This is a genomic window from Actinophytocola sp. (genome assembly GCF_036402745.1).
GTDB lineage: Bacteria > Actinomycetota > Actinomycetes > Mycobacteriales > Pseudonocardiaceae > Actinophytocola.
Map to the genome: position 1 here is coordinate 1 of NZ_DASWSJ010000165.1, position 20,033 is coordinate 20,033.

The 20,033-nt window shown below is 73.0% G+C and carries 18 protein-coding genes; 9 read left to right on the forward strand and 9 right to left on the reverse strand.

Translation table 11 applies throughout. The features are described from left to right. Nucleotides 1-49: 49 nt before the first annotated feature. Both VGD70_RS16430 and VGD70_RS16435 read left to right on the forward strand, forming a co-directional pair. Nucleotides 50-373, forward strand: coding sequence for a multidrug efflux SMR transporter (locus VGD70_RS16430; protein WP_331082332.1), 324 nt, complete (start codon nucleotides 50-52; stop codon nucleotides 371-373). After that, nucleotides 370-969 carry a TetR/AcrR family transcriptional regulator gene (locus tag VGD70_RS16435; protein ID WP_331082333.1) on the forward strand — a complete coding sequence of 200 codons (600 nt, stop codon included), beginning with the start codon at nucleotides 370-372 and terminating at the stop codon, nucleotides 967-969. Before VGD70_RS16430 ends, VGD70_RS16435 begins: the two co-directional genes overlap by 4 nt. Here VGD70_RS16435 and VGD70_RS16440 read toward each other — a convergent pair. The 6 genes from VGD70_RS16440 to VGD70_RS16465 form a co-directional block, all read right to left on the reverse strand. Continuing rightward, entirely contained in the window at nucleotides 938-1,072 is a 135-nt protein-coding gene (locus tag VGD70_RS16440; RefSeq protein WP_331082334.1) for an MFS transporter small subunit, read from the reverse strand. The two genes, VGD70_RS16435 and VGD70_RS16440, sit on opposite strands and share 32 nt — an antisense overlap. 2 nt (nucleotides 1,073-1,074) lie before the next feature. Further along, entirely contained in the window at nucleotides 1,075-2,514 is a 1,440-nt protein-coding gene (locus VGD70_RS16445; RefSeq protein WP_331082335.1) for an OFA family MFS transporter, read from the reverse strand. A gap of 208 nt (nucleotides 2,515-2,722) precedes the next feature. Continuing rightward, the gene (locus tag VGD70_RS16450; protein WP_331082336.1) at nucleotides 2,723-3,646 is read right to left on the reverse strand and encodes a LysR family transcriptional regulator; all 924 of its coding nucleotides are present in this window, start codon (nucleotides 3,644-3,646) and stop codon (nucleotides 2,723-2,725) included. 477 nt (nucleotides 3,647-4,123) lie between these two features. After that, nucleotides 4,124-5,338 (reverse strand): site-2 protease family protein, encoded by a 1,215-nt coding sequence (locus tag VGD70_RS16455; protein WP_331082337.1) that lies wholly within the window; start codon nucleotides 5,336-5,338, stop codon nucleotides 4,124-4,126. An 82-nt stretch (nucleotides 5,339-5,420) separates the two neighbouring features. Next, nucleotides 5,421-7,253 (reverse strand): DNA helicase RecQ, encoded by a 1,833-nt coding sequence (gene recQ, locus VGD70_RS16460; protein WP_331082349.1) that lies wholly within the window; start codon nucleotides 7,251-7,253, stop codon nucleotides 5,421-5,423. Nucleotides 7,254-7,376: 123 nt separating this feature from the next. Beyond that, nucleotides 7,377-7,850 carry a VOC family protein gene (locus VGD70_RS16465; RefSeq protein WP_331082338.1) on the reverse strand — a complete coding sequence of 158 codons (474 nt, stop codon included), beginning with the start codon at nucleotides 7,848-7,850 and terminating at the stop codon, nucleotides 7,377-7,379. 63 nt (nucleotides 7,851-7,913) lie between these two features. Between VGD70_RS16465 and VGD70_RS16470 the strand changes: the two genes are divergently transcribed. The 7 genes from VGD70_RS16470 (at nucleotide 7,914) to VGD70_RS16500 (ending at nucleotide 15,747) form a co-directional block, all read left to right on the forward strand. Continuing rightward, on the forward strand, nucleotides 7,914-8,924 hold the full coding sequence (locus VGD70_RS16470; protein WP_331082339.1) for a helix-turn-helix transcriptional regulator: 1,011 nt from the start codon (nucleotides 7,914-7,916) through the stop codon (nucleotides 8,922-8,924). Nucleotides 8,925-8,958: 34 nt separating this feature from the next. Further along, nucleotides 8,959-9,384 carry a YciI family protein gene (locus VGD70_RS16475; RefSeq protein ID WP_331082340.1) on the forward strand — a complete coding sequence of 142 codons (426 nt, stop codon included), beginning with the start codon at nucleotides 8,959-8,961 and terminating at the stop codon, nucleotides 9,382-9,384. A gap of 18 nt (nucleotides 9,385-9,402) precedes the next feature. Then, a complete protein-coding gene (locus VGD70_RS16480; RefSeq protein ID WP_331082341.1) occupies nucleotides 9,403-9,834 on the forward strand; it encodes a YciI family protein in 432 nt (143 codons plus the stop codon). A gap of 42 nt (nucleotides 9,835-9,876) precedes the next feature. Continuing rightward, the gene (locus tag VGD70_RS16485) at nucleotides 9,877-11,148 is read left to right on the forward strand and encodes an RNA polymerase sigma factor (RefSeq protein ID WP_331082342.1); all 1,272 of its coding nucleotides are present in this window, start codon (nucleotides 9,877-9,879) and stop codon (nucleotides 11,146-11,148) included. 76 nt (nucleotides 11,149-11,224) lie between these two features. After that, the gene (locus VGD70_RS16490; protein ID WP_331082343.1) at nucleotides 11,225-12,250 is read left to right on the forward strand and encodes a LacI family DNA-binding transcriptional regulator; all 1,026 of its coding nucleotides are present in this window, start codon (nucleotides 11,225-11,227) and stop codon (nucleotides 12,248-12,250) included. Nucleotides 12,251-12,307: 57 nt separating this feature from the next. Then, on the forward strand, nucleotides 12,308-14,344 hold the full coding sequence (locus tag VGD70_RS16495) for a bifunctional aldolase/short-chain dehydrogenase (RefSeq protein WP_331082344.1): 2,037 nt from the start codon (nucleotides 12,308-12,310) through the stop codon (nucleotides 14,342-14,344). Further along, nucleotides 14,341-15,747 (forward strand): rhamnulokinase family protein, encoded by a 1,407-nt coding sequence (locus VGD70_RS16500; RefSeq protein ID WP_331082345.1) that lies wholly within the window; start codon nucleotides 14,341-14,343, stop codon nucleotides 15,745-15,747. Before VGD70_RS16495 ends, VGD70_RS16500 begins: the two co-directional genes overlap by 4 nt. Here VGD70_RS16500 and VGD70_RS16505 read toward each other — a convergent pair. The 3 genes from VGD70_RS16505 to VGD70_RS16515 form a co-directional block, all read right to left on the reverse strand. After that, a complete protein-coding gene (locus tag VGD70_RS16505) occupies nucleotides 15,702-16,535 on the reverse strand; it encodes a glycoside hydrolase family 16 protein (RefSeq protein WP_331082346.1) in 834 nt (277 codons plus the stop codon). The two genes, VGD70_RS16500 and VGD70_RS16505, sit on opposite strands and share 46 nt — an antisense overlap. A gap of 90 nt (nucleotides 16,536-16,625) precedes the next feature. Then, nucleotides 16,626-19,616 (reverse strand): AfsR/SARP family transcriptional regulator, encoded by a 2,991-nt coding sequence (locus VGD70_RS16510; protein WP_331082347.1) that lies wholly within the window; start codon nucleotides 19,614-19,616, stop codon nucleotides 16,626-16,628. Nucleotides 19,617-19,637: 21 nt separating this feature from the next. Beyond that, on the reverse strand, nucleotides 19,638-20,033 hold a 396-nt coding region (locus tag VGD70_RS16515), incomplete at its 5' end, for an aldo/keto reductase (protein WP_331082348.1).

Sequence of the window (20,033 nt, forward strand, 5' to 3'; positions counted from 1 at the left end):
CGCCCGTGCTGTACATTTGTCCATGTACAGATGTACACGAGGAGGAGCCGTGCCGTACGTGTACCTGTTCCTGGCCATCGCCGTCGAGGTGGCCGGAACCAGCTTGCTCAGGTTCACCGACGGGTTCACGAGACTGTGGCCGACGGTCGGCTGCCTCGCCGCCTACGCGGCCGCGTTCGCGTTGCTGGCCGTGGTCGTGCGCGACGTGCCGGTCGGCGTCGCCTACGCGATGTGGTCCGGGCTCGGCACCGCGGCGATCTTCGCGATCGGCGTGGTGTTCCTCCACGAGTCGGTCAGCCTCACCAGGATCGCCGGCGTGCTGCTGGTGATCGGCGGCGTGGTGACGCTCAACCTGGGCGGGGTGGCGCATTGACCGCGCGACGCGACCCGGCGGGGCGGCGGCAGGCGATCGTGCGGGCCGCGGTGCAGGAGATCGCGGAGGTGGGCGTCGGGCAGGTGACGCACCGGCGGATCGCGGCGCGGGCGGGGGTCCCGCTCGGCTCCACCACCTACTACTTCCCGACGCTGGACGACCTCGTCTCGGCCGCGCTGCGGGAGGCGACCGAGACCGCGCGGGGACACCTGGAGGCGTGGGCGGACCAGCTCCTCGCGAGCCAGGACCTGCCCACCACGTTCGTCGAGCTGGCCCGCCGCTACCTCGACAACCGCGAGCAGGCGCTGCTCGAGTACGAGCTCTGCCTCGCCGCGACGCGCACGCCGGAGCTGCGGCCGGTGGCCCAACTCTGGATCGACGGGCTGCGTGGCCTCTGCGCGCGGTTCGCCGGCGGCCCGGCGCGCGGGTTCGCGCTCGCCGCGCTGGTGGACGGCGCGCTGCTGCAGGCGCTGGTGACCGGCGACGAGCTCGACGCCGACGGCATGCGCGCCGGCGTCGAGGGTCTGGTCAGCCGCCGAACAGGGGCCGGCCGCCGAACAGGGGTCAGCCGCCGAACAGGGGGAGGACGGACTTGATGGTCTGGTACAGGCCGTAGATCAGCGGGATGCCGACGATCAGCCAGGAGACGACCAACCGCACGGTCTGGGACGACGGTGCCGAGGACTCGGGCTGGGACATGTTCACCTCCGCCCCGTCGGGCTGGTCTCGTCCGATGTGGACCCGGCGGCGCCCGCCTCGTGGAACGCGTCGGTGTGGTCCGCGGTCTCGTGGAACCGGTCGGCGACCGGGCGGATCAGCAGGTTCGCGACGAAGCCGATCGCGAGCACGCCGACCATCGTGAACAGCGCCGGCCGGTAGTCGGTGTACACCAGCTCGCCCGGCTTGCCCTGCGCGTCGAGGAAGCCGTTGATGATCAGCGGCCCGGCGACGCCGGCGGCCGACCACGCGGTGAGCAGCCGGCCGTGGATGGCGCCGACCTGGTAGGTGCCGAACAGGTCGCGCAGGTAGGCCGGCACGGTGGCGAACCCGCCGCCGTAGAAGGAGATGATGACGCCGCAGATCAGGACGAACACCGCGGTGGCGCTGTGCCCGATCGTGGCGAGCAGGACGTACAAGATCATCCCGACGCCGAGGTACATGACGTACGTCGGCTTGCGGCCGAGGAAGTCCGATGTGGACGACCAGACGAACCGGCCGGCCATGTTGAACAGGGACAGCAGGCCGACGAACGCGGTCGCGGACGCGACGGCCACCGTGGACACGTCGCCGGTGCGGAAGAAGTCCTGGATCATCGGGCTGGCCTGCTCGAGGATGCCGATGCCAGCGGTCACGTTGCAGAACAGGACCGTCCACAAGAGCCAGAACTGCGGGGTCTTGATCGCGTTCCCGGCCGAGACGTTCGACGTGGTGACGAGCGGCTTGGCCTTGAGCTTTGCCGGGTCGAACCCGGCCGGCTTCCAGCCCGGCGGCGGCACCTTGACGTTGAACACGCCCAGCATCATCACGAGGAAGTAGGCGATGCCCAGGGTGAGGAAGAGCTTGGCGACCGCGCTCCCGGACGCGACCGAGGAGGCCACCGACGAGTCGTAGCTCGGGTCGTAGAGCCCCATCAGCTGGCGGGACAGGGGAGAGGCGATGAGCGCGCCGCCGCCGAAGCCCATGATCGCCATGCCGGTGGCGAGGCCCGGCCGGTCGGGGAACCACTTGATCAGCGTGGACACCGGCGAGATGTAGCCGATGCCGAGCCCGATGCCGCCGATGAAGCCGTAGCCCAGGTACACCAGCCACAGCTGGGAGGTGGCGATGCCGAGCGCGCCGATGAGGAAGCCGGACGCCCAGAAGCAGGCGGCGGTGAACATCGCCGCCCGCGGGCCGACCCGCTCCACCCAGGTGCCCATCACCGCGGCGGAGACGCCGAGCATCACGATCGCGATCGAGAAGATGATGCCGATCGCGGTGAGGTTGGTGCCGAAGTGCTTCACGAGCGCGGTCTTGTAGACGCTCGTGGCGTAGGCCTGGCCGATGCACAGGTGGATCGCGAGGGCGGCGGGCGGGATCAGCCATCTGCTGTAGCCGGGGCTCGCCACCGTGTGTTCACGATCAAGGAACGACAGCGCCAAGACGCACCTCCGTGTGCGGTCCGGGTGGGAGTGGGAGCCGCGTGAGTCCTGATTGGACGCAGCCGCCGCATCCCGCGCGAGTAATGCAGGACGCTACTGAGCTGGATGGTTGAGGGTCAAAACATTCTGAGTGATGACGCGATAGGTACGGTTTATCACCCACGGTGACCTGTCCGGGTTTGGCCTGGTTTGTCGGATACCGCGTGACTCAGCCCAGATAGCGCTGGAGCAGCGCGTCGAGCTCGGCCTGCAGGTCGACGTGGTGGGTGGTGTCGAGCAGCGCGCGGGCGAGCATCGGCTCGGGGTCGCGGTCGGCCAGCACCAGGCCCACCTGGTGCGCGCGCCGCGGTCGCTTGAGCGGGACCACCCGCAGGCCCTCCGGCACGCCGAACACGTGCAGCCAGGCGTGCGCGATGACGCTGGACCATCGCTTGGTGCCGACGTGGGCGTAGATGGCGGAGACCGTGTCCGCCTCCACCGACGGGGTGACGGTGATGCCGGCCTCGGCGAAGTTGCGGTCGATGATGCGCCGGTTCTGCATGACCGAGGACAGCATGCACAGCGGGGTGTCCGCGAGCTCCTCCCAGCCGACCGAGTCGTGGTGGGCGAACGGGCCGTCGGCGGGGGTGAGGAGCATGTAGCGCTCGCGGTAGAGCGGGACGACGCGGACGGTGCCGAGCGGCTCGCCGTCGACGTAGGTCATGCCGATGTCGAGGTCGAACTCGGCCAGCCGGTGCACGATCTCGCGCGAGGACAGCGACTCGATCGAGATGCGCACCTGCGGGTGCTGCTCGGACATCGGTGTGGTCAGCAGCGAGGCGACGGTGAGCGCGGTGGGGATCGCGCCGATGCGCAGCACGCCGGAGAGGCCGCCGCGCATGCTGGCAAGCTCGTGGCGCATGGCGTCCTGCTCGGCGAGGATGCGGTGGGCCCAGAGGAGGACCTGCTTGCCCTCCGGGGTGAAGCCCTCGAAACGCTGGCCGCGCTGGACGATCTGGACGTCCAGCTCGGCCTCGAGCTTGCGGATGGCGGCCGACAACGCGGGCTGGGAGACGTGGCACGCCTCAGCGGCCCGCCCGAAGTGACCCTCACGCGCCAGCGCGCTCAGGTACTCCAGTTGGCGCAGCAACATGGCCAAGACATACCCGGAATGTGGCCGAAGGTAAAGGAGCCACATCATCGTGTCGATCGACGAGGTGGTTCTCGCGGTGCACGGCGGGGCCGGCTCGGCGCCGCGCGGCTGGTCCGCCTCCCCGGGATTAGAAGTGTGCGTTGCGTCCCGGCGAATGGTGCGGGTATCGGGGGTGGATGGTGGCTGGGTGTCGTCACGGTCCCCTGAGGTTCCGGTGGTCGGCGCATGACTTCACCTAGTCCGCCTCCCCGGGATTTAAAGTGTGCGTTGCGTTCCGGCGGATGGTGTGGGTGTCGGGGTGGGTGGTGGCTGGGTGCCGTCACGGTCCCCTGAGGTTCCGGTGGTCGGCGCGGGACTTCACACGATCATCTACGAGACAGGCTGCTGGCCACCCCGCACAGCACCGCCGGTCTGGTCGACGGCTACCTCACCCGGGACGGCGGGTCGTCGGCCGGGTCCACGACGAGGAAGCGCCGGTTAGCTGAGCCTGATCGGGTTGACGATGTCCGCGGTCACGGTGAGCAGCATGACGGCGCCGCCGACCAGGACGAGGGCCATGGTCACCGCGGACAGGCGGGTGTAGTCCACCGGCGCGGCGGCCGACTTCCCCCTGCGCTCGCGCAGCCAGTTGCGGACCCGCTCGTACCAGGTGACCGCGATGTGGCCGCCGTCCATCGGCAGCAGGGGCAGCAGGTTGAACACGCCCATGAAGAAGTTCAGCCCGGCCAGCAGCATGAAGAACAGCTGCCACTGGCCGGCCTGGACCGCGTCGCCGCCGATGCGGCTGGCGCCGACCACGCTGACCGGCGTGTTCGGGTCGCGCTGGCCGCCGAAGATCGAGCTGACGACCGCCGGGATGCGCTGCGGGAACTCCACGAGCTTGGTCGCGGTCTGGGCCAGCATGTCGCCGGAGAACGAGGCGGTGGCGCCCACCGCGGCGAGCGGGCCGTAGTCGAACGACCGGGCGGCGGTCACCCCGGCGACGCCGACCGGGGCGACCTCGTTCTTGCCGCCGGTGGTGGTCAGCGGGCGGTCCACGCGGGGCACGTCGACGGTGAGCCGCAGCCGCTCGTCGCCGCGCCGGACGTCGAACGCGGTGGGGCCGCTGGAGTCGCGCACGGCGGCCACCATCGCGGTCCACGTCGGGGTGGCGTGGCCGCCGACGCCGACGATCTCGTCGCCGGGGCGGATGCCGGCGGCCTGCGCGGGGCCGACCGCGCCGGCCGGGCAGGTCGGGTTGGCGAGCTGCGCGCTGGTCCGCGCATCGATGACGCAGGAGGAGACGGTCGACACGACGGGCTTCTCGGCGAGGTTCGGCAGGCCGATCGACACGGCGAGCAGATAGAGGATCGCGAACGCGAGGAAGAAGTGCGTGATGGGGCCGGCGAGCATGACCGTGGTGCGCTTCCACGTCTTCTGCCGCCACATCGCGCGGCGCTCCTCGTCGGGCGTGAGCTCGTCGAGCGTGGTCATGCCGGCGATGTCGCAGAACCCGCCGATGGGCAGCCACTTGAGGCCGTACTCGGTCTCGCCGCGCCGGAAGGAGAACACCGTGCGCCCCATGCCGACGAAGTAGCGCCGCACCTTCATCCCGAACGCCTTCGCGGCGACGAGGTGCCCCGCCTCGTGCAGCGCCAGCGACAGGCAGATGCCCAGCGCGAACAGCACCACCCCGACGATGTTCGTCACCACGCCAGCTCTCCTCCGTCGCCCGGGCCCGTCTTCAGACGGTGTCACCGAGCAGGTGAAGCCGGCGTTGCCTCGCCGCCGTCGGTCAGGCGGCGAGGGCGTCGAGGATCTGCTGGCCGTACTTCGCGAGCTTGTTCTCGCCGACGCCGCTGACCGACCCCAGCGCGGCGAGGGTGGCCGGGGACTCCGTCGCGATCTGGCGCAGCGTGGCGTCGTGGAAGATGACGTACGCCGGCACGCCCTGCTCCTTGGCGGTGGCGGCCCGCCAGGCGCGGAGGCGCTCGAAGACGGGCTTGGCCTCGGCCGGCAGCTCGGCCTGGGCGGCCGCGGCCTTGCCGCGCGAGGACGACTTCGACGCGGCCCGCTTCGGCTCGTGGCGCAGGCGGACCTCGCGCTTGCGGGCCAGCACCTCGGCGCTGGCGTCGGTGAGGACCAGCGTGCCGTGGTCGCCCTCGACGGTGAGCAGGCCCTGCGCGAGGAGCTGGCGCACGACACCGCGCCACTCCTGCTCGGCCAGCTCGGTGCCGACGCCGAACACGGTGAGCGACTCGTGGTTGAACTGCGTGACCTTGGCGGTGGTGCGGCCCAGCAGGATGTCGACGACGTGCCCGACGCCGAACTTCTGCCGCCGCTCGCGGTCGAGCCGGAAGACCGCGGACAGCACCTTCTGCGCCGCGACCGTGCCGTCCCACGACTCCGGCGGCGACAGGCACGTGTCGCAGTTGCCGCACGGCTCGCCCTGCTGGCCGAAGTAGTTGAGCAGCTGCACCCGCCGGCACTCGACCGTCTCGCACAGCGCCAGCATCGCGTCGAGGTGGACGCCGAGGCGCCGCCGGTGCGCGTCGTCGCCCTCGGAGGTGGCGATCATCTTGCGCTGCTGCACCACGTCCTGCAGGCCGTAGGCGAGCCACGCCGTCGACGCGAGCCCGTCGCGGCCCGCGCGGCCGGTCTCCTGGTAGTAGCCCTCGACCGACTTCGGCAGGTCGAGGTGCACGACGAAGCGCACGTCCGGCTTGTCGATGCCCATGCCGAATGCGATGGTGGCGACGATGACCAGGCCGTCCTCCCGCAGGAACCGGGACTGGTTCGTGGCGCGGGTGCGGGCGTCGAGCCCCGCGTGGTAGGGCAGCGCCTCGATGCCGTTCTGGGTGAGGAACGCGGCGGTGCGCTCGGTGGACGCGCGGGACAGGCAGTAGACGATGCCCGCGTCGCCCTTGTGCTCCGTGGTGAGCAGCTCCAGCAGCTGCTGCTCCGGCCTGTTCTTGGACACGATCCGGTACTGGATGTTGGGCCGGTCGAAGCTCGACACGAAGTGCCGGGCGTCCTCGAGGTTGAGCCGGCTGGCGATCTCGGCGCGGGTGGCCGCCGTCGCGGTGGCGGTGAGCGCGATGCGGGGGACCGTGGGCCAGCGTTCGTGCAGCGCGGACAGGGTGAGGTAGTCGGGCCGGAAGTCGTGGCCCCACTGGGCGACGCAGTGTGCCTCGTCGATGGCGAAGAGCGCGATGGTGCCCCGGTCGAGCAGCCGCAGCGTGGACTCGACCTTCAGCCGCTCCGGCGCGAGGTAGAGCAGGTCGAGCTCGCCGGACAGGAACGCGGCCTCGACCTCGCGGCGCTGCCCGAAGTCCTGCGTGGAGTTGAGGAAGCCGGCCCGCACGCCGAGCGCGGTGAGCGCGTCGACCTGGTCCTGCATGAGCGCGATGAGCGGCGAGACGACGATGCCGACGCCGTCGCGGACCAGCGCGGGGATCTGGTAGCAGAGCGACTTGCCGCCGCCGGTGGGCATGAGGACGAGCGCGTCCCCGCCGCCGACCACGTGGTCGATGATCTCCTGCTGGTCGCCCCGGAAACTGTCGTAGCCGAACACGCGGCGCAGGGTGTCGACGGTGGCCTGGGTCGTGGCCTGGGTCGCAGTGTCGATGTCACTGTCGGGGAGGGTCACGCGGCGATTCTAGGGGCGGCGGCCGACACAGCCGGGGAGTTGTCCACAGGGCCGCTGGGCGTGTCCGCCGGCGGGCACACACCTCGGCCCAGGCCGGCGTCGTCATGAGCGGATCAGCTCGCCGCTCTGCACATAGCGCATCGCCTCCACGAACTCCGGGCGCGTGGCGCGCTCGGCCAGCTCCTCGGGGGTCGGCTCGGCCACCCGCTGCTGGATCCACCACAGGTTGCCCAGCGGGTCGCGGACCCGGCCGACCCGGTCGCCCCAGAACAGCTCGGTCGGCTCGGTCACCGGCTCGGCGCCCGCCGCCTGCGCGCGCCGGTAGGTCTCGTCGGCGTCCTCGACGTAGAGGCGCAGGAAGCACGGCGTCGGCGGCCAGTCGGCCGGCGCGTCGAACAGCATGACGACGGCGTCGCCGATCCGGGTCTCCGCGTGCCCGATGCTGCCGTCCTCGCTCTGCACCCGCGCCAGCTCCTCGCCGCCGAACGCGGCCCGGATGAACTCGAGCTCCTGGTTGGTGTCCTTGCTGATCAGCCACGGCGTGACGGTCGTGTAGCCGTCCGGGATCGTCTTCATGACGCAGACGCTAACGGCCATGTAGGTCGGATCGTGTCCTAGATGGCTGGCATTCTGGAACCCATGAGCGACCCGTCCGCCCGGCTCCTCGCGCTGCTGTCGTTGCTCCAGACCCCGCGCGAGTGGCCCGGCAGCGAGCTCGCCCGCCGGCTGGAGGTCAGCGCGCGCACGGTCCGCCGCGACGTCGAGCGGCTGCGCGACCTCGGCTACCCGGTGCACGCCACGATGGGGGCCGAGGGCGGATACCGGCTGGTGGCGGGCACCGCGATGCCGCCGCTGCTGCTCGACGACGAGGAGGCGGTGGCCATCGCGGTCGGCCTGCGCGCGTCGGCGGGGCAGGCGGTGGCCGGCATCGAGGAGGCGTCGGTCCGCGCGCTCACCAAGCTGGAGCAGGTGCTCCCGTCCCGGCTGCGCTACCGCGTGGGCGCGCTCGGTGCGGCGACCGTGCCGCTGCGCAGCGCCGAGACCCCGGCCGTCGACCCGGCCCACCTGACGCTGCTGGCCGCCGCGATCGCCAACCACGAGCGGGTCCGGTTCGGCTACCTCACCGGCGACGGCGTGGAGAGCCGTCGGCTGGTCGAGCCGCTCCGGCTGGTCACCGCCGGCCGCCGCTGGTACCTCGTCGGCTTCGACACCGACCGCGACGACTGGCGGATCTACCGGGTGGACCGGCTGAGCTCGCTCGTGGCGACCGGCGCCCGCGCGGTGCCGCGCGAGCTGCCGGAGAAGGACCCGGCCGCGTTCGTGACGTCGAAGATGTACTCGGGGGCGCCGACCTACCGGGCCGTGGCCACGCTGGACCTGCCGGCCGCACCGGCGCATCTCGGCGGTGAGTCCACACCGCTCGACGGCGGGCGATGCCGGTGGGAGAGTGCCGAGGACACGCTGGAGTGGCTGGCGTTCCGCCTGCTCACGCTGGGCTGCGAGGTGGCGGTGCACGAGCCTCCCGAGCTGGTCGACCACCTGCGCATGGTGGCCGGCCGGGCGCACCGGGCGGCGGGTGGTGAAGAAAACTCGAGCGGCCGTGTCGATTCTCTGGGGACTCGTTCGACGCGTTCGCAGCGGCTAGGTTGACCGCCGACCGGAAGGGGTAACGACTGTGCGCTTCATGATCATCCGCAGGGCGGACGAGGAGACCGAGGCGAACGTGCCGCCGAGCGCCGAGCTGTTCGACGCCATGGCGAAGTACAACGAGGAGCTGGTGAAGGCCGGCGTCATGCTCGACGGGGCCGGCCTGCAGCCCAGCTCGAAGGGCGCGAAGGTGCGGTTCGGCAGAGGGAAGCCCACCGTGATCGACGGGCCGTTCGCCGAGGCCAAGGAGCTGATCGCGGGCTACAGCATGATCGAGGTCGGCTCGCTCGCCGACGCGATCGAGTGGGTCCGGAAGTGGCCGAAGGCCGACGGCGGCGGCAACGTGTCGATCGAGATCCGGCAGGTGGCGGGGCCGGACGACTTCGGCGACGAGTTCTCCCCGGAGCTGCGGGAGCAGGAGCGCGACCTGCTCGCCAAGCTGCGCGATAACCCACCGAACTGACCGAGAGGAGACGACGCGATGCGGTTCATGATTCTGGTCAAGGGTGACGAGTCCTACGAGGGGGGTGCGCCGGGCGACACCGAGCTGTTCGCCGCCATGGCGAAGTACAACGAGGAGCTGGTGAAGGCGGGCGTGCTCCTCGACGCCGCGGGCCTGCTGAACACCGGCAAGGGCGCGCTCGTCACGTTCTCCGGTGGCGAGCCGACGGTGGTCGACGGCCCGTTCGCCGAGGCCAAGGAGGTGGTCGGGGGCTACTGGCTGCTCGAGGTGAAGTCCCGCGAGGAGGCCATCGAGTGGGTCAAGCGGGTCCCCTTCGACCCGGACATCGAGTCCGAGATCGAGATCCGGCAGGTCTTCGAGGCCGAGGACTGGGGCGAGACCTTCACCGAGGACGTCCGCGAGCGGCACGACCGGATGCAGGAGACGATCGCCGAGCAGCACCAGCGCTGAACCGGGTTGCCGCGGGTTCGGCCGAGCTGCTCTGATGACGCCGTGGCGACGTTGGAAGCTCACCGGACCATCGACGCGGTCTGGCGGATCGAGTCGGCCCGGCTCATCGCCGGGCTGACGCGCATGGTGCACGACGTCGGCCTGGCCGAGGAGCTGGCCCAGGACGCGCTGGTCGCGGCGCTGGAGCAGTGGCCGGAGTCGGGCGTCCCGGACAACCCGGGCGCCTGGCTCATGGCCATCGCCAAGCGGCGGGCCATCGACCAGTTCCGCCGGCGGGAGACCCTCGAGCGCAAGGTCGAGGAGATCGGCCGCGACCTCGAGACGCGGCATGCGCCCTCGGCCGAGCCCGACTTCGACGCCATCGACAGCAACATCAGCGACGACATGCTGCGGCTGGTGTTCATCTCCTGCCACCCGGTGCTGTCGACCGAGGCGCGGGTGGCGCTGACGCTGCGGCTGCTCGGCGGGCTCACCACCGAGGAGATCGCGCGCGCGTTCCTGGTGCCGGACTCGACGATCTCGCAGCGGATCGTGCGGGCGAAGCGGACGCTGGCGCAGAAGAAGATCCCGTTCGAGGTCCCGTCCGGCGACGAGCTGACCTCGCGGCTGTCGTCCGTCCTCGAGGTCGTGTACCTGGTGTTCAACGAGGGCTACTCGGCCACCGGCGGGTCGGACTGGATGCGCCCGACGCTGTGCGAGGACGCGCTGCGGCTGGGCCGGATCCTGGCCGAGCTCGTCCCGCGGGAGCGCGAGGTGCACGGGCTCGTGTCGCTGATGGAGATCCAGGCGTCCCGCGCGCGGGCCCGGCTGGGTCCGGACGGCGAGCCGGTGCTGCTGTTCGACCAGGACCGCGCGCGGTGGGACCGGCTGCTGATCCGCCGCGGCCTCGCCGCCCTCGACCGTGCCGCCGCGTTGCCCGGGGAGGCCGGGCCGTACGAGCTGCAGGCGGCGATCGCGGCGTGCCACGCGCGGGCGCGGACCCCGGAGGAGACGGACTGGGCGCGGATCGCGGCCCGGTACGCGCGGTTGGTGCAGCTGGTGCCGTCGCCGGTGATCGAGCTGAACCGGGCGGTGGCGCTGTCGATGGCGTTCGGCCCGGAGATCGGCCTGGAGATCGTGGACGAGCTGAACCAGGAGCCGTCGCTGAAGAACTACCACCTGCTGCCGAGCGTGCGCGGTGACCTGCTGGCGAAGCTGGACCGGCACGCGGAGGCGCGCGACGAGTTCAGCCGCGCGGCCGGGCTGACGCGCAACGAGCGCGAGCGGACCTTGCTGCTGGCCCGCGCGGAGGAGAGCGCCGCCGCGGCGCACTGAGTCCCGAGTGCGCCGCTACGCCGGGTGGCCGGATCTGATCTAGCCTTTCGCCAGTGAGCGGTGGCGGGGAGGGTCGATGGCCAGCGGTGCGCCGGGGATGAAGGACGTGGCCGCGCTCGCGGGCGTGTCCGTCGGCACCGTGTCCAATGTGCTCAACCGGCCGCAGCTCGTCAGCGAGGCCACCCGGCGGCGGGTGCGGGTGGCGATCGACGAGCTGGGGTTCGTGCGCAACGAGACCGCGCGGCAGCTGCGGGCCGGGCGGAGCCGGACCATCGCCTACGTCGTGATGGACGCGGCCAACCCGTTCTTCAACGACGTCGCCCGCGGGGTCGAGGACGCCGCCCGCGCCGAGGACATCGCCGTCTACCTCTGCAACAGCAACCAGGACGCCGCCCGCGAGCGCGAGTACCTCGAGCGGCTGCGCGAGCAGCGGGTGCAGGGCGTGCTGATCACCCCGATCGACCCGCGCGGCGCGCAGCTCGCGGAGATGCCCGGCCGCGGCACCCCGGTCGTGCTCGTCGACTGCCAGGCGCCGGACGCGACGTGGTGCTCGGTCGCGGTCGACGACGAGCTCGGTGGCGAGCTCGCGCTGACCCACCTGCTGGAGGCCGGCCACGAGCGCGTCGCGTTCGTCGGCGGCCCGCGGTCGGTGCCCCAGGTGCGCGACCGGTACCGGGGCGCGCTGCGGGCCCTCGCCGCTGCCGGTCGCCCTTCGTCGGCGCTGGTGCTGCTCGAGACCGAGGCCCTGCAGGTCGCCGAGGGCCGGCGCGCCGGGGAGCGGCTCGCCGGCCTGCCCGCCGCCACCCGCCCGACGGCCGCCTTCTGCGCCAACGACCTGCTCGCGCTCGGCCTGCTGCAGGCGATGACCCGGCTGGGCAGGTCGGTGCCGGCGGACCTCGCGGTCGTGGGCTACGACGACATCGAGTTCGCCGAGGCGGCCGCGGTGCCCCTGACCTCGGTGCGGCAGCCGCGCGAGCTGCTCGGCCGCACGGCCGCGCGCCTGCTGTTCGAGGAGGCCGCCGGCGGCGCGGGGCACGTGCACGAGCAGGTCCGCTTCCGGCCGGAGCTGGTGGTCCGCGCCTCGACCCGGGTCCGCCGCTGACGCTTCACGGGGACGGTCCTTGACACCCCTCGGGCGGCGACAGCATGCTGGGCCACGATGGTTGAAACGTTCAAGCCGGCATCCGTCGAGGTCGGGGCGCTCGTGCGGCGCAGCAACCGGCTCGGCGCGGATCCGCGTAACACCAACTACGCCGGTGGCAACACCTCCGCCAAGGCCACCGCCCCCGACCCCGTCACCGGGACCGACGTCGACCTCCTCTACGTCAAGGGGTCCGGCGGCGACCTCGGCACGCTGACCGAGCAGGGGCTTGCCGTCCTGCGGCTCGACCGGCTCCGCGCGCTCCAGGACGTCTACCCCGGTGTCGACCGCGAGGACGAGATGGTCGCCGCGTTCGACTACTGCCTGCACGGCAAGGGCGGCGCCGCGCCCTCGATCGACACCGCCATGCACGGGCTCGTCGACGCACCGCACGTCGACCACCTCCACCCCGACGCCGGCATCGCGCTCGCCACCGCCGCCGACGGGCCCGCGCTCACGAAGCAGTGCTTCGGCGACCGGGTCCTCTGGGTGCCCTGGCGCCGCCCGGGTTTCCGGCTCGGGCTCGACATCGCGGCCGTCAGGCGCGACAACCCGCAGGCCATCGGCGTGATCCTCGGCGGGCACGGCATCACCGCGTGGGGCGCCAGCAGCGACGAGTGCGAGGCCAACTCCCGCGAGATCATCGAGACGGCCCAACGGTTCCTCGACGAGCACGGCCGCCCGGACCCGTTCGGCGAGGTCACGACCGAGACCCTCGAACCGGCCGAACGGCACCTGCTCGCCGCCCGCCTCGCGCCGGCCATCCGCGGCCTCGCCTCCACCGACCGCCCGCAGATCGGCCACTTCACCGACAGCGCCGGCGTCCTCGACTTCCTCGCCCGCGCCAAGCTCCCCGAGCTGGCCGCGAAGGGCACCTCCTGCCCGGACCACTTCCTGCGCACCAAGGTCCGCCCGCTCGTCCTCGACGTCGCGCCGACCGAGCCGCTCGAACGGCTGCTGAGCAGGCTCGGGGAGCTGCACGAGCAGTACCGCGCGGACTACCGCGCCTACTACGAGCGCTACGCCGACGCGGACACCCCACCGATGCGCGGCGCCGACCCCGCGATCGTCCTCGTACCCGGCGTCGGCATGTTCAGCTTCGGCAAGGACGCGCAGACCGCCCGCGTCGCCGGCGAGTTCTACGTCAACGCCGTCAACGTGATGCGGGGCGCCGAGTCCGTCTCCACCTACGCGCCCATCGAGGAACGCGAGAAGTTCCGGATCGAGTACTGGGCGCTCGAGGAGGCCAAGCTCCGGCGGCTGCCACCGGCCAGGCCGTTCGCGGCCCGGGTCGCGCTGGTGACCGGCGGCGGCTCGGGCATCGGCCGGGCCACCGCCCGCAGGCTCGCCGCCGAGGGCGCCTGCGTGGTCGTCGCCGACCGCGACACCGCCGCCGCGCGGACCGTCGCCGGCGAGATCGGCGGGCTGGCGGTCACGGTCGACGTCACCGACGAGAACGCCGTCGCCGCCGCGTTCCGCCAGGCCGCGCTCGCCTACGGCGGCGTCGACCTCGTGGTCAACAACGCCGGCCTGTCGATCTCCAAGCCGCTGCTGGAGACCACCGAGGCCGACTGGGACCGCCAGCACGACGTGATGGCCAAGGGCTCCTTCCTCGTCTCGCGCGAGGCCGCCCGGGTGATGATCGAGCAGGGCATCGGCGGCGACCTCGTCTACATCTCCAGCAAGAACGCGGTCTTCGCCGGCCCCAACAACGTCGCGTACGGCGCCGCGAAGGCCGACCAGGCCCACCAGGTCCGCCTCCTCGCCGCCGAGCTGGGGGAGCACGGCATCCGGGTCAACGGCATCAACCCGGACGGCGTCGTCCGCGGCTCCGGCATCTTCGCCGGCGGCTGGGGCGCGCAGCGGGCCGCCGTGTACGGCGTGGCCGAGGAGGACCTCGGCGCGTTCTACGCCCAGCGCACGCTGCTCAAGCGCGAGGTGCTGCCCGAGCACGTCGCCGCGGCGGTGGTCGCGCTCACCGCCGGGGACCTGTCGCTCACCACCGGCCTGCACGTGCCGGTCGACGCGGGCGTCGCGGCGGCGTTCCTGAGATGACCGGAGCGCGGACCGTCCGGGTCGCCGCGGCCGACCTGGGCGCGGCGAGCGGGCGGGTGATGCTCGGGCGGGTCGGCGCGGGCGAGCTGACGCTCACCGAGGTCCACCGCTTCGCCAACCGGCCGGTGCGCACCCGGGACACGCTGCACTGGGACATCCTGAGCCTCTACCGCGAGACGCTCGCCGGCCTGCGGGCGGCCGGCCGGCTCGACGGCGTCGGCATCGACTCCTGGGCCGTCGACTACGGGCTCCTCGACGCCGACGGCGCGCTGCTCGGCAACCCCGTGCACTACCGCGACAGCCGTACCGAGGGCGCGGCCGAGACCGCGGCCCGGCTCGGCGAGGCCGGCCTCTACGCCACCACCGGCCTGCAGTTCCTGCCGTTCAACACGATCCACCAGCTGGTGGCCGAGCGAGGCGGCGCGCGTCTGGGGGTGGCGCGCCGCCTCCTGCTCGTGCCGGACCTGCTGGCGTACTGGCTGACCGGGGAGGTCGGCGCCGAGCTGACGAACGCGTCGACCACCCAGCTGCTCGACGTGCGGACGCGGACGTGGGCGACCGAGCTGGTCGAGCGGATCGGCGTCGACCCCGCGCTGCTGGCGCCGCTGCGTGCGCCCGGCACGGTGATCGGCCCGGCCGCGGACCTCGGCGGCACGCCGGTGATCGCGGTCGGCTCGCACGACACCGCCTCGGCCGTGGCCGGCGTGCCCGCGGCGAACGAGCGGTTCGCCTACATCTCCTGCGGCACCTGGTCACTGGTCGGCGTCGAGCTGGCCGCGCCGGTGCTCACCGAGGCCAGCAGGCGGGCCAACTTCACCAACGAGCTGGGCGTCGACGGCACGGTTCGGTACCTGCGCAACGTGATGGGCCTGTGGCTGCTCCAGGAATGCCTGCGGGCCTGGCCCGACGCCGACCAGGCCGCGCTGCTCGCCGAGGCCGCGACCCTGCCGGCGAAGGCCGTCATCGACCCGGACGACCCGGTGTTCCTGCCGCCCGGCGACATGCCGGCACGGATCGCCGGCGCGTGCCGGCGGGCCGGCCACCCCGAGCCGGCGACCCGCGCGGAGACCGTCCGGTGCATTGTGGACAGTCTCGCGCAGGCCCACCGGCGGGCCGTCGAGGCGGCCCAGGAGCTGTCCGGGCGCGAGGTCGACGTCGTGCACGTGGTCGGCGGGGGAGCGCGGAACACGTTGCTGTGCCAGCTGACCGCGGACGCCTGCGGGCTGCCGGTGGTCGCCGGCCCGGTCGAGGCCACGGCGCTGGGCAACGTGCTGGTGCAGGCCCGCGCGCTCGGCGCGGTCGGCGGCGACCTCGCCGAGCTGCGGGCCCTCATCCGGGCGACCCAGCCGACGACGCGTTACACACCGTCCACTGTGTACACCCGGGCCCAGTCGATCTCGTAGGCCGCGGGCTGCAGGTTGCCGCCGTAGAAGTTGTCCAGCTGGATGGTCTGGTGCATCGACGGCGCGCACTGGATGCACTGGCGGACGTCGTTGGCGCCGCCGGAGAAGCTGAACCACTCGACGCCGTCCACGAAGCCCTTCACGTGGTCGGGCGTCCACTCGATGCCGATGTTGTGCCACTGGGTCAGGTCGACCCCGCACCGCTGGGCGAACTCCTGCTGCACCGGCGCGTTCGCGTCGTGCGGGTAGTGGATGAAGGCCTCCGCGCAGCCCTCGCCGGGCGCGCCGTTCTCCAGGTAGTCGTACTCGCCGTCCTCGGGCCAGGCGTCGGAGTCCGGCCACAGGATCAGCAGCGGGTGGTACTGCCTGCCGTTGTCCTCGCCCGTCGGCTGCGAGCGGACCCGCGCCTCCCAGCGGCCGTACCGCTGGCCGAACTTGGACGCGAGCCAGCCGGAGTCGCCGTTGGCCTCGCCGGTCTGGCGCAGCAGGCCGCCGACCACCCGGGTGTTCTTGTCGCAGCGCCGCCCGTTGCCCGCGTGCCCCGGCCAGCACTGGCCGGCGCCACCGCCGGCGAGGCTCCACTTGGCCTGGTCGGGCACGGCGGGGCTCGCCTCGGAGCCGTAGTCGAACTCGTCGGACCACTCCGGCAGCGGGGTGCCCCAGTCGTAGCGGGCGGCTGCCGTGGCTGGCGCCGCGGGTTGCTCGGGGACGGCTGTGGCCAGGCCCGCCGCGGTGGCCACCAGCACCGTGGCGGCGCAGAGTGCGGCGAGCGCGGTTCGACGCTGCATGTGTGACTTCCTTTCCGAATGTCGGCCGGGAATGTCAAACAGCGTCATTCAGAGCGTTACCGCCGGCAACCGAGCTGACCGGTTCCTGCCTCACAGACCGGGAAGGCGCAGGCAGGCGTCGGTGAGCCCGAGCCCGTCGACGATCTGCCGGCACTCCGCGCGGCGCGCGCCCGCCGCCGCGTCCTCGCCGAGTGCGGCGTGCGCGAGCGCCAGCCGGGCCAGCAGCCGCGCCTCCTCCAGGGGTGCGGTGAGCTGCCGCCAGATCGCGAGCGCCTGCTCGAGCGGCCCGACGGCCTCGGCCGGCCCGCCGCGGGCCAGCGCCAGCTCACCGCGCGAGCGCAGCGCCTCGGCGATCCCGTCCTTGTTGTTGAGCGACTCGAACATCGGCAGCGCCCGGTCGAGCCGCTCCTGCGCGGCCGCCCAGTCGCCACGCCGGACGTCGATGTCGGCGCGGGTCTGCTCGACGTAGGTGGTGTGCAGGTCGTCACCCAGCCCGCGGGTGATCTCCTCGGCCTCGTCGAGCGCGGCCACGGCGTCGTCGAGGCGGCCGGCGTCGATCAGGGTGTAGCCGTAGATGATCAGGTTCTGCGCGGTGAGCCGGGGGTTGTCCGCGCCACGGCGCACCTCCAGCGCCCGCTCGACCAGCGGCAGCGCGGGCTCCGGCGCGCCCCGGTCGCGGTCCACCTCGGCCCGGTTGATCAGCAGCGACGCCCGCACGGTGCCGGGGTCGTCCGGCTCGACGGCGGCCAGCGCCTCGTCGAACATCCGCTCCGCCTCGCCGAGCCGGCCGAGGCGGCGGACCGCGAGGCCGGCGTGCAGCAGCGAGCGGACGAACCGGGTGTGGTCGCCGAGCGCGCGGGCCAAGTCCAGCGCCTCGGTGGCCACCGACGCCATGTCGACGATCCGGGCGAGCTGCGCGTGCACCCCGAACAGCGCCTGCAACACCTTGAGCAGCAACGGTTCCGGGCCGTGCGTGCGCAAGGCCGCGGCCGCCACCCGCAGCGCCTGCTCCCGCTCGTCGTCGTAGGCGCGCAGCGTGAGGAAGCCCGACACGCGCAGCGCCAGCTCGCCGGCCAGCTCCGCGTGCCCCTCGGCGGCGGCCTGCTCGATGGCCGTGGACAGGCTCTGCCGCTCGGTCTCCAGCCACGCGCGCGGCTGCTCGCGGGCCGGTCCGGCCGGCACCCGCGCGGCGACCTCGGCGAGGCCCGCGCTGTAGATCGTGTGGTGCTCGGCGCGCTGGTCGGCCTCGCCGGCGAGCGCGAGCCAGCCGGACAGCACGCGGGACACCGCCGTGCTGCGCTCCTCCTCGGGCTCCTCGGCGGCCGCCCGCTCGGTGGCGAAGTCGCGGATCAGGTCGTGCAGCTGGTAACGCGACTGGCCCACCGCGTCCCGCCCGGCCGGCTCGATCAGGTGCACCTCGACGAGCCGGTCCAGCATCCGCTCGACCCGCCCGACGGCCGGCTCGCCCACCAGCTCCTGGGCGACCCACGCCGGCCAGTTCGTGGCGTGCCCGAGCCCCAGCCTGCGCAGGAGGCGGCGCAGCTCCGGGTCGAGTGCCTGGTAGCTCAGCTCGATGCTGGCCCGCACGTTCAGGTCGCCGACCGCCAGCTCGTCGAGCCGGCCCCACTGCTGGGCGAGCCGCCGGCGGAAGTCGTCGAGTGTCCACTCGGGATGGACGGCGAGCCGGGCCGCGGCCACGCAGACCGCGAGCGGCAGGCTCCCGCACAGCCGGACGACCTCGGCCGCGGCGTCCGGCTCGGCGGACGCGCGCTCGGCGCCGATCACCGCGGCGAGCAACGCCACCGCGTCGTCCTCGGCCAGCACCGGGATCGACCAGCGGGCCGCGCCGACGAGCGCGCCGAGCTGGCGCCGCGAGGTCACGAGCACCCGCGAGCCGGCGGTCGTGGGCAGCAGCGGGCGGACCTGCTCCTCGCCGCCCGCGTCGTCGAGCACGACGAGCATCCGCCGCTCGGCGAGCATGCTGCGGTAGACGGAGACCCGCTCGTCGCGGTCGTCGGGCAGGCTGGGCGCGTCGACGCCGAGCGTGCGCAGCAGCCGGCCGAGCACGGTGTGCGGGTCGGCCGGCTGGTCGTGGGTGCCGCGCAGGTCGGCGAAGAGCTGGCCGTCCGGGAACGACTCGGCGAGCCGGTGCGCGGCCGCCAGCGCCAGCGTGGTCTTGCCCACCCCGCCTGGCCCGACGAGCACCCGGACCAGGCCCGCGGTCTCGTCGTCGCGGGTGAGCTCGGCGCAGATCTCGCCGATCAGCTTGTCCCGCCCGGTGAGCACCGACGTCGCCGCCGGCAGCTGGCGAGGCGTGGGCCGGCCGGCGGGGGTGGCGCCCTCGCCGCGCAGGATCCGCCGCTCCAGCTCGCGCAGCGGCGCGCCGGGCTCGACGCCGAGGTCGTCGGCGAGGCGGCGGTAGAGCCGGCGGTACGCGGCCAGCGCGTCGGCCCGCCGGCCGGCCGCGTCGAGCGCGGACATCCGCAGCTCGTGCAGCCGCTCCCGGTACGGGTGCTCGGCCAGCAGCGGGTCGACCTCGCCCAGCACGTCCTCGAACCGGCCGAGCGCGAACTGCGCGTCGAGCCGGGCCTCGGCGGCGGCGAGCCGCTCCTCGTGCAGCACCTGGCGGATCGGCTCGGCCAGCTCGTCGGCGACGTCGGCGAGCGCCGGCCCGCGCCACAACGCGAGCGCGTCGGCCAGCAGGTCGGCGGACCGGGCCGGGTCGCCGGCGACGCCGGCCCGCCGGCCGGCCGCCACCAGCGCGCGGAACCGCAGCACGTCCAGGTCGTGGTCGCCGAGCCGCAGCTCGTAGCCGGTCGCCCGGGTGAGGATCAGGTCGTCGCCCGCCGTGCTGTCGTAGCCGCGCAGCCGCCGGCGCATGCTGCTGATCACGTTGTGCACCTGGGCGCGGGCCGTGCTCGGCGGGTCGTCCCACAACGCGTCGACCAGCCGGTCGAGCGAGGTGAGCCGGCCCGCGTTGAGCAGCAACGTGGCCAGCACGAAGCGCTCACGGCCGCTGCCGGCCGGCACCGCCACCCCGTTGTGCCGGGCTACCACCGGTCCCAGCAGCCCGAACTCCACCGGTCGAGTCTGGCAGAGGTCCTAGCGGGCGGAGTCGAGCCGGGTGATCTCGTCGGCGGACAGGGTCAGGTCTATCGCTTTGACCGAGTCACGGATGGTTTCCGGACGCGACGAGCCGGGAATCGGGACCATCGTGGGAGATTTCGCCAGCATCCACGCGAGGCAGACCTGCTGCGGGCTCACCCCGTGCGCCTCGGCGACCTCCGCGAAGGCGCCGAAGTGCGAGCCGAGGTCGCCGGCGCGCGAGATGCCGCCGAACGGGCTCCACGGCAGGAACGCGACGCCGAGCTCGGTGCACAGCTCGAGCTCGGGCTCGCTGGAGCGGAACGCCGGCGAGAACTGGTTCTGCACGCTCACCAGCCGCCCGCCGAGGATGTCGTTGGCGAGCCGGATCTGGTCCGGGTTCGCGTTGGAGAT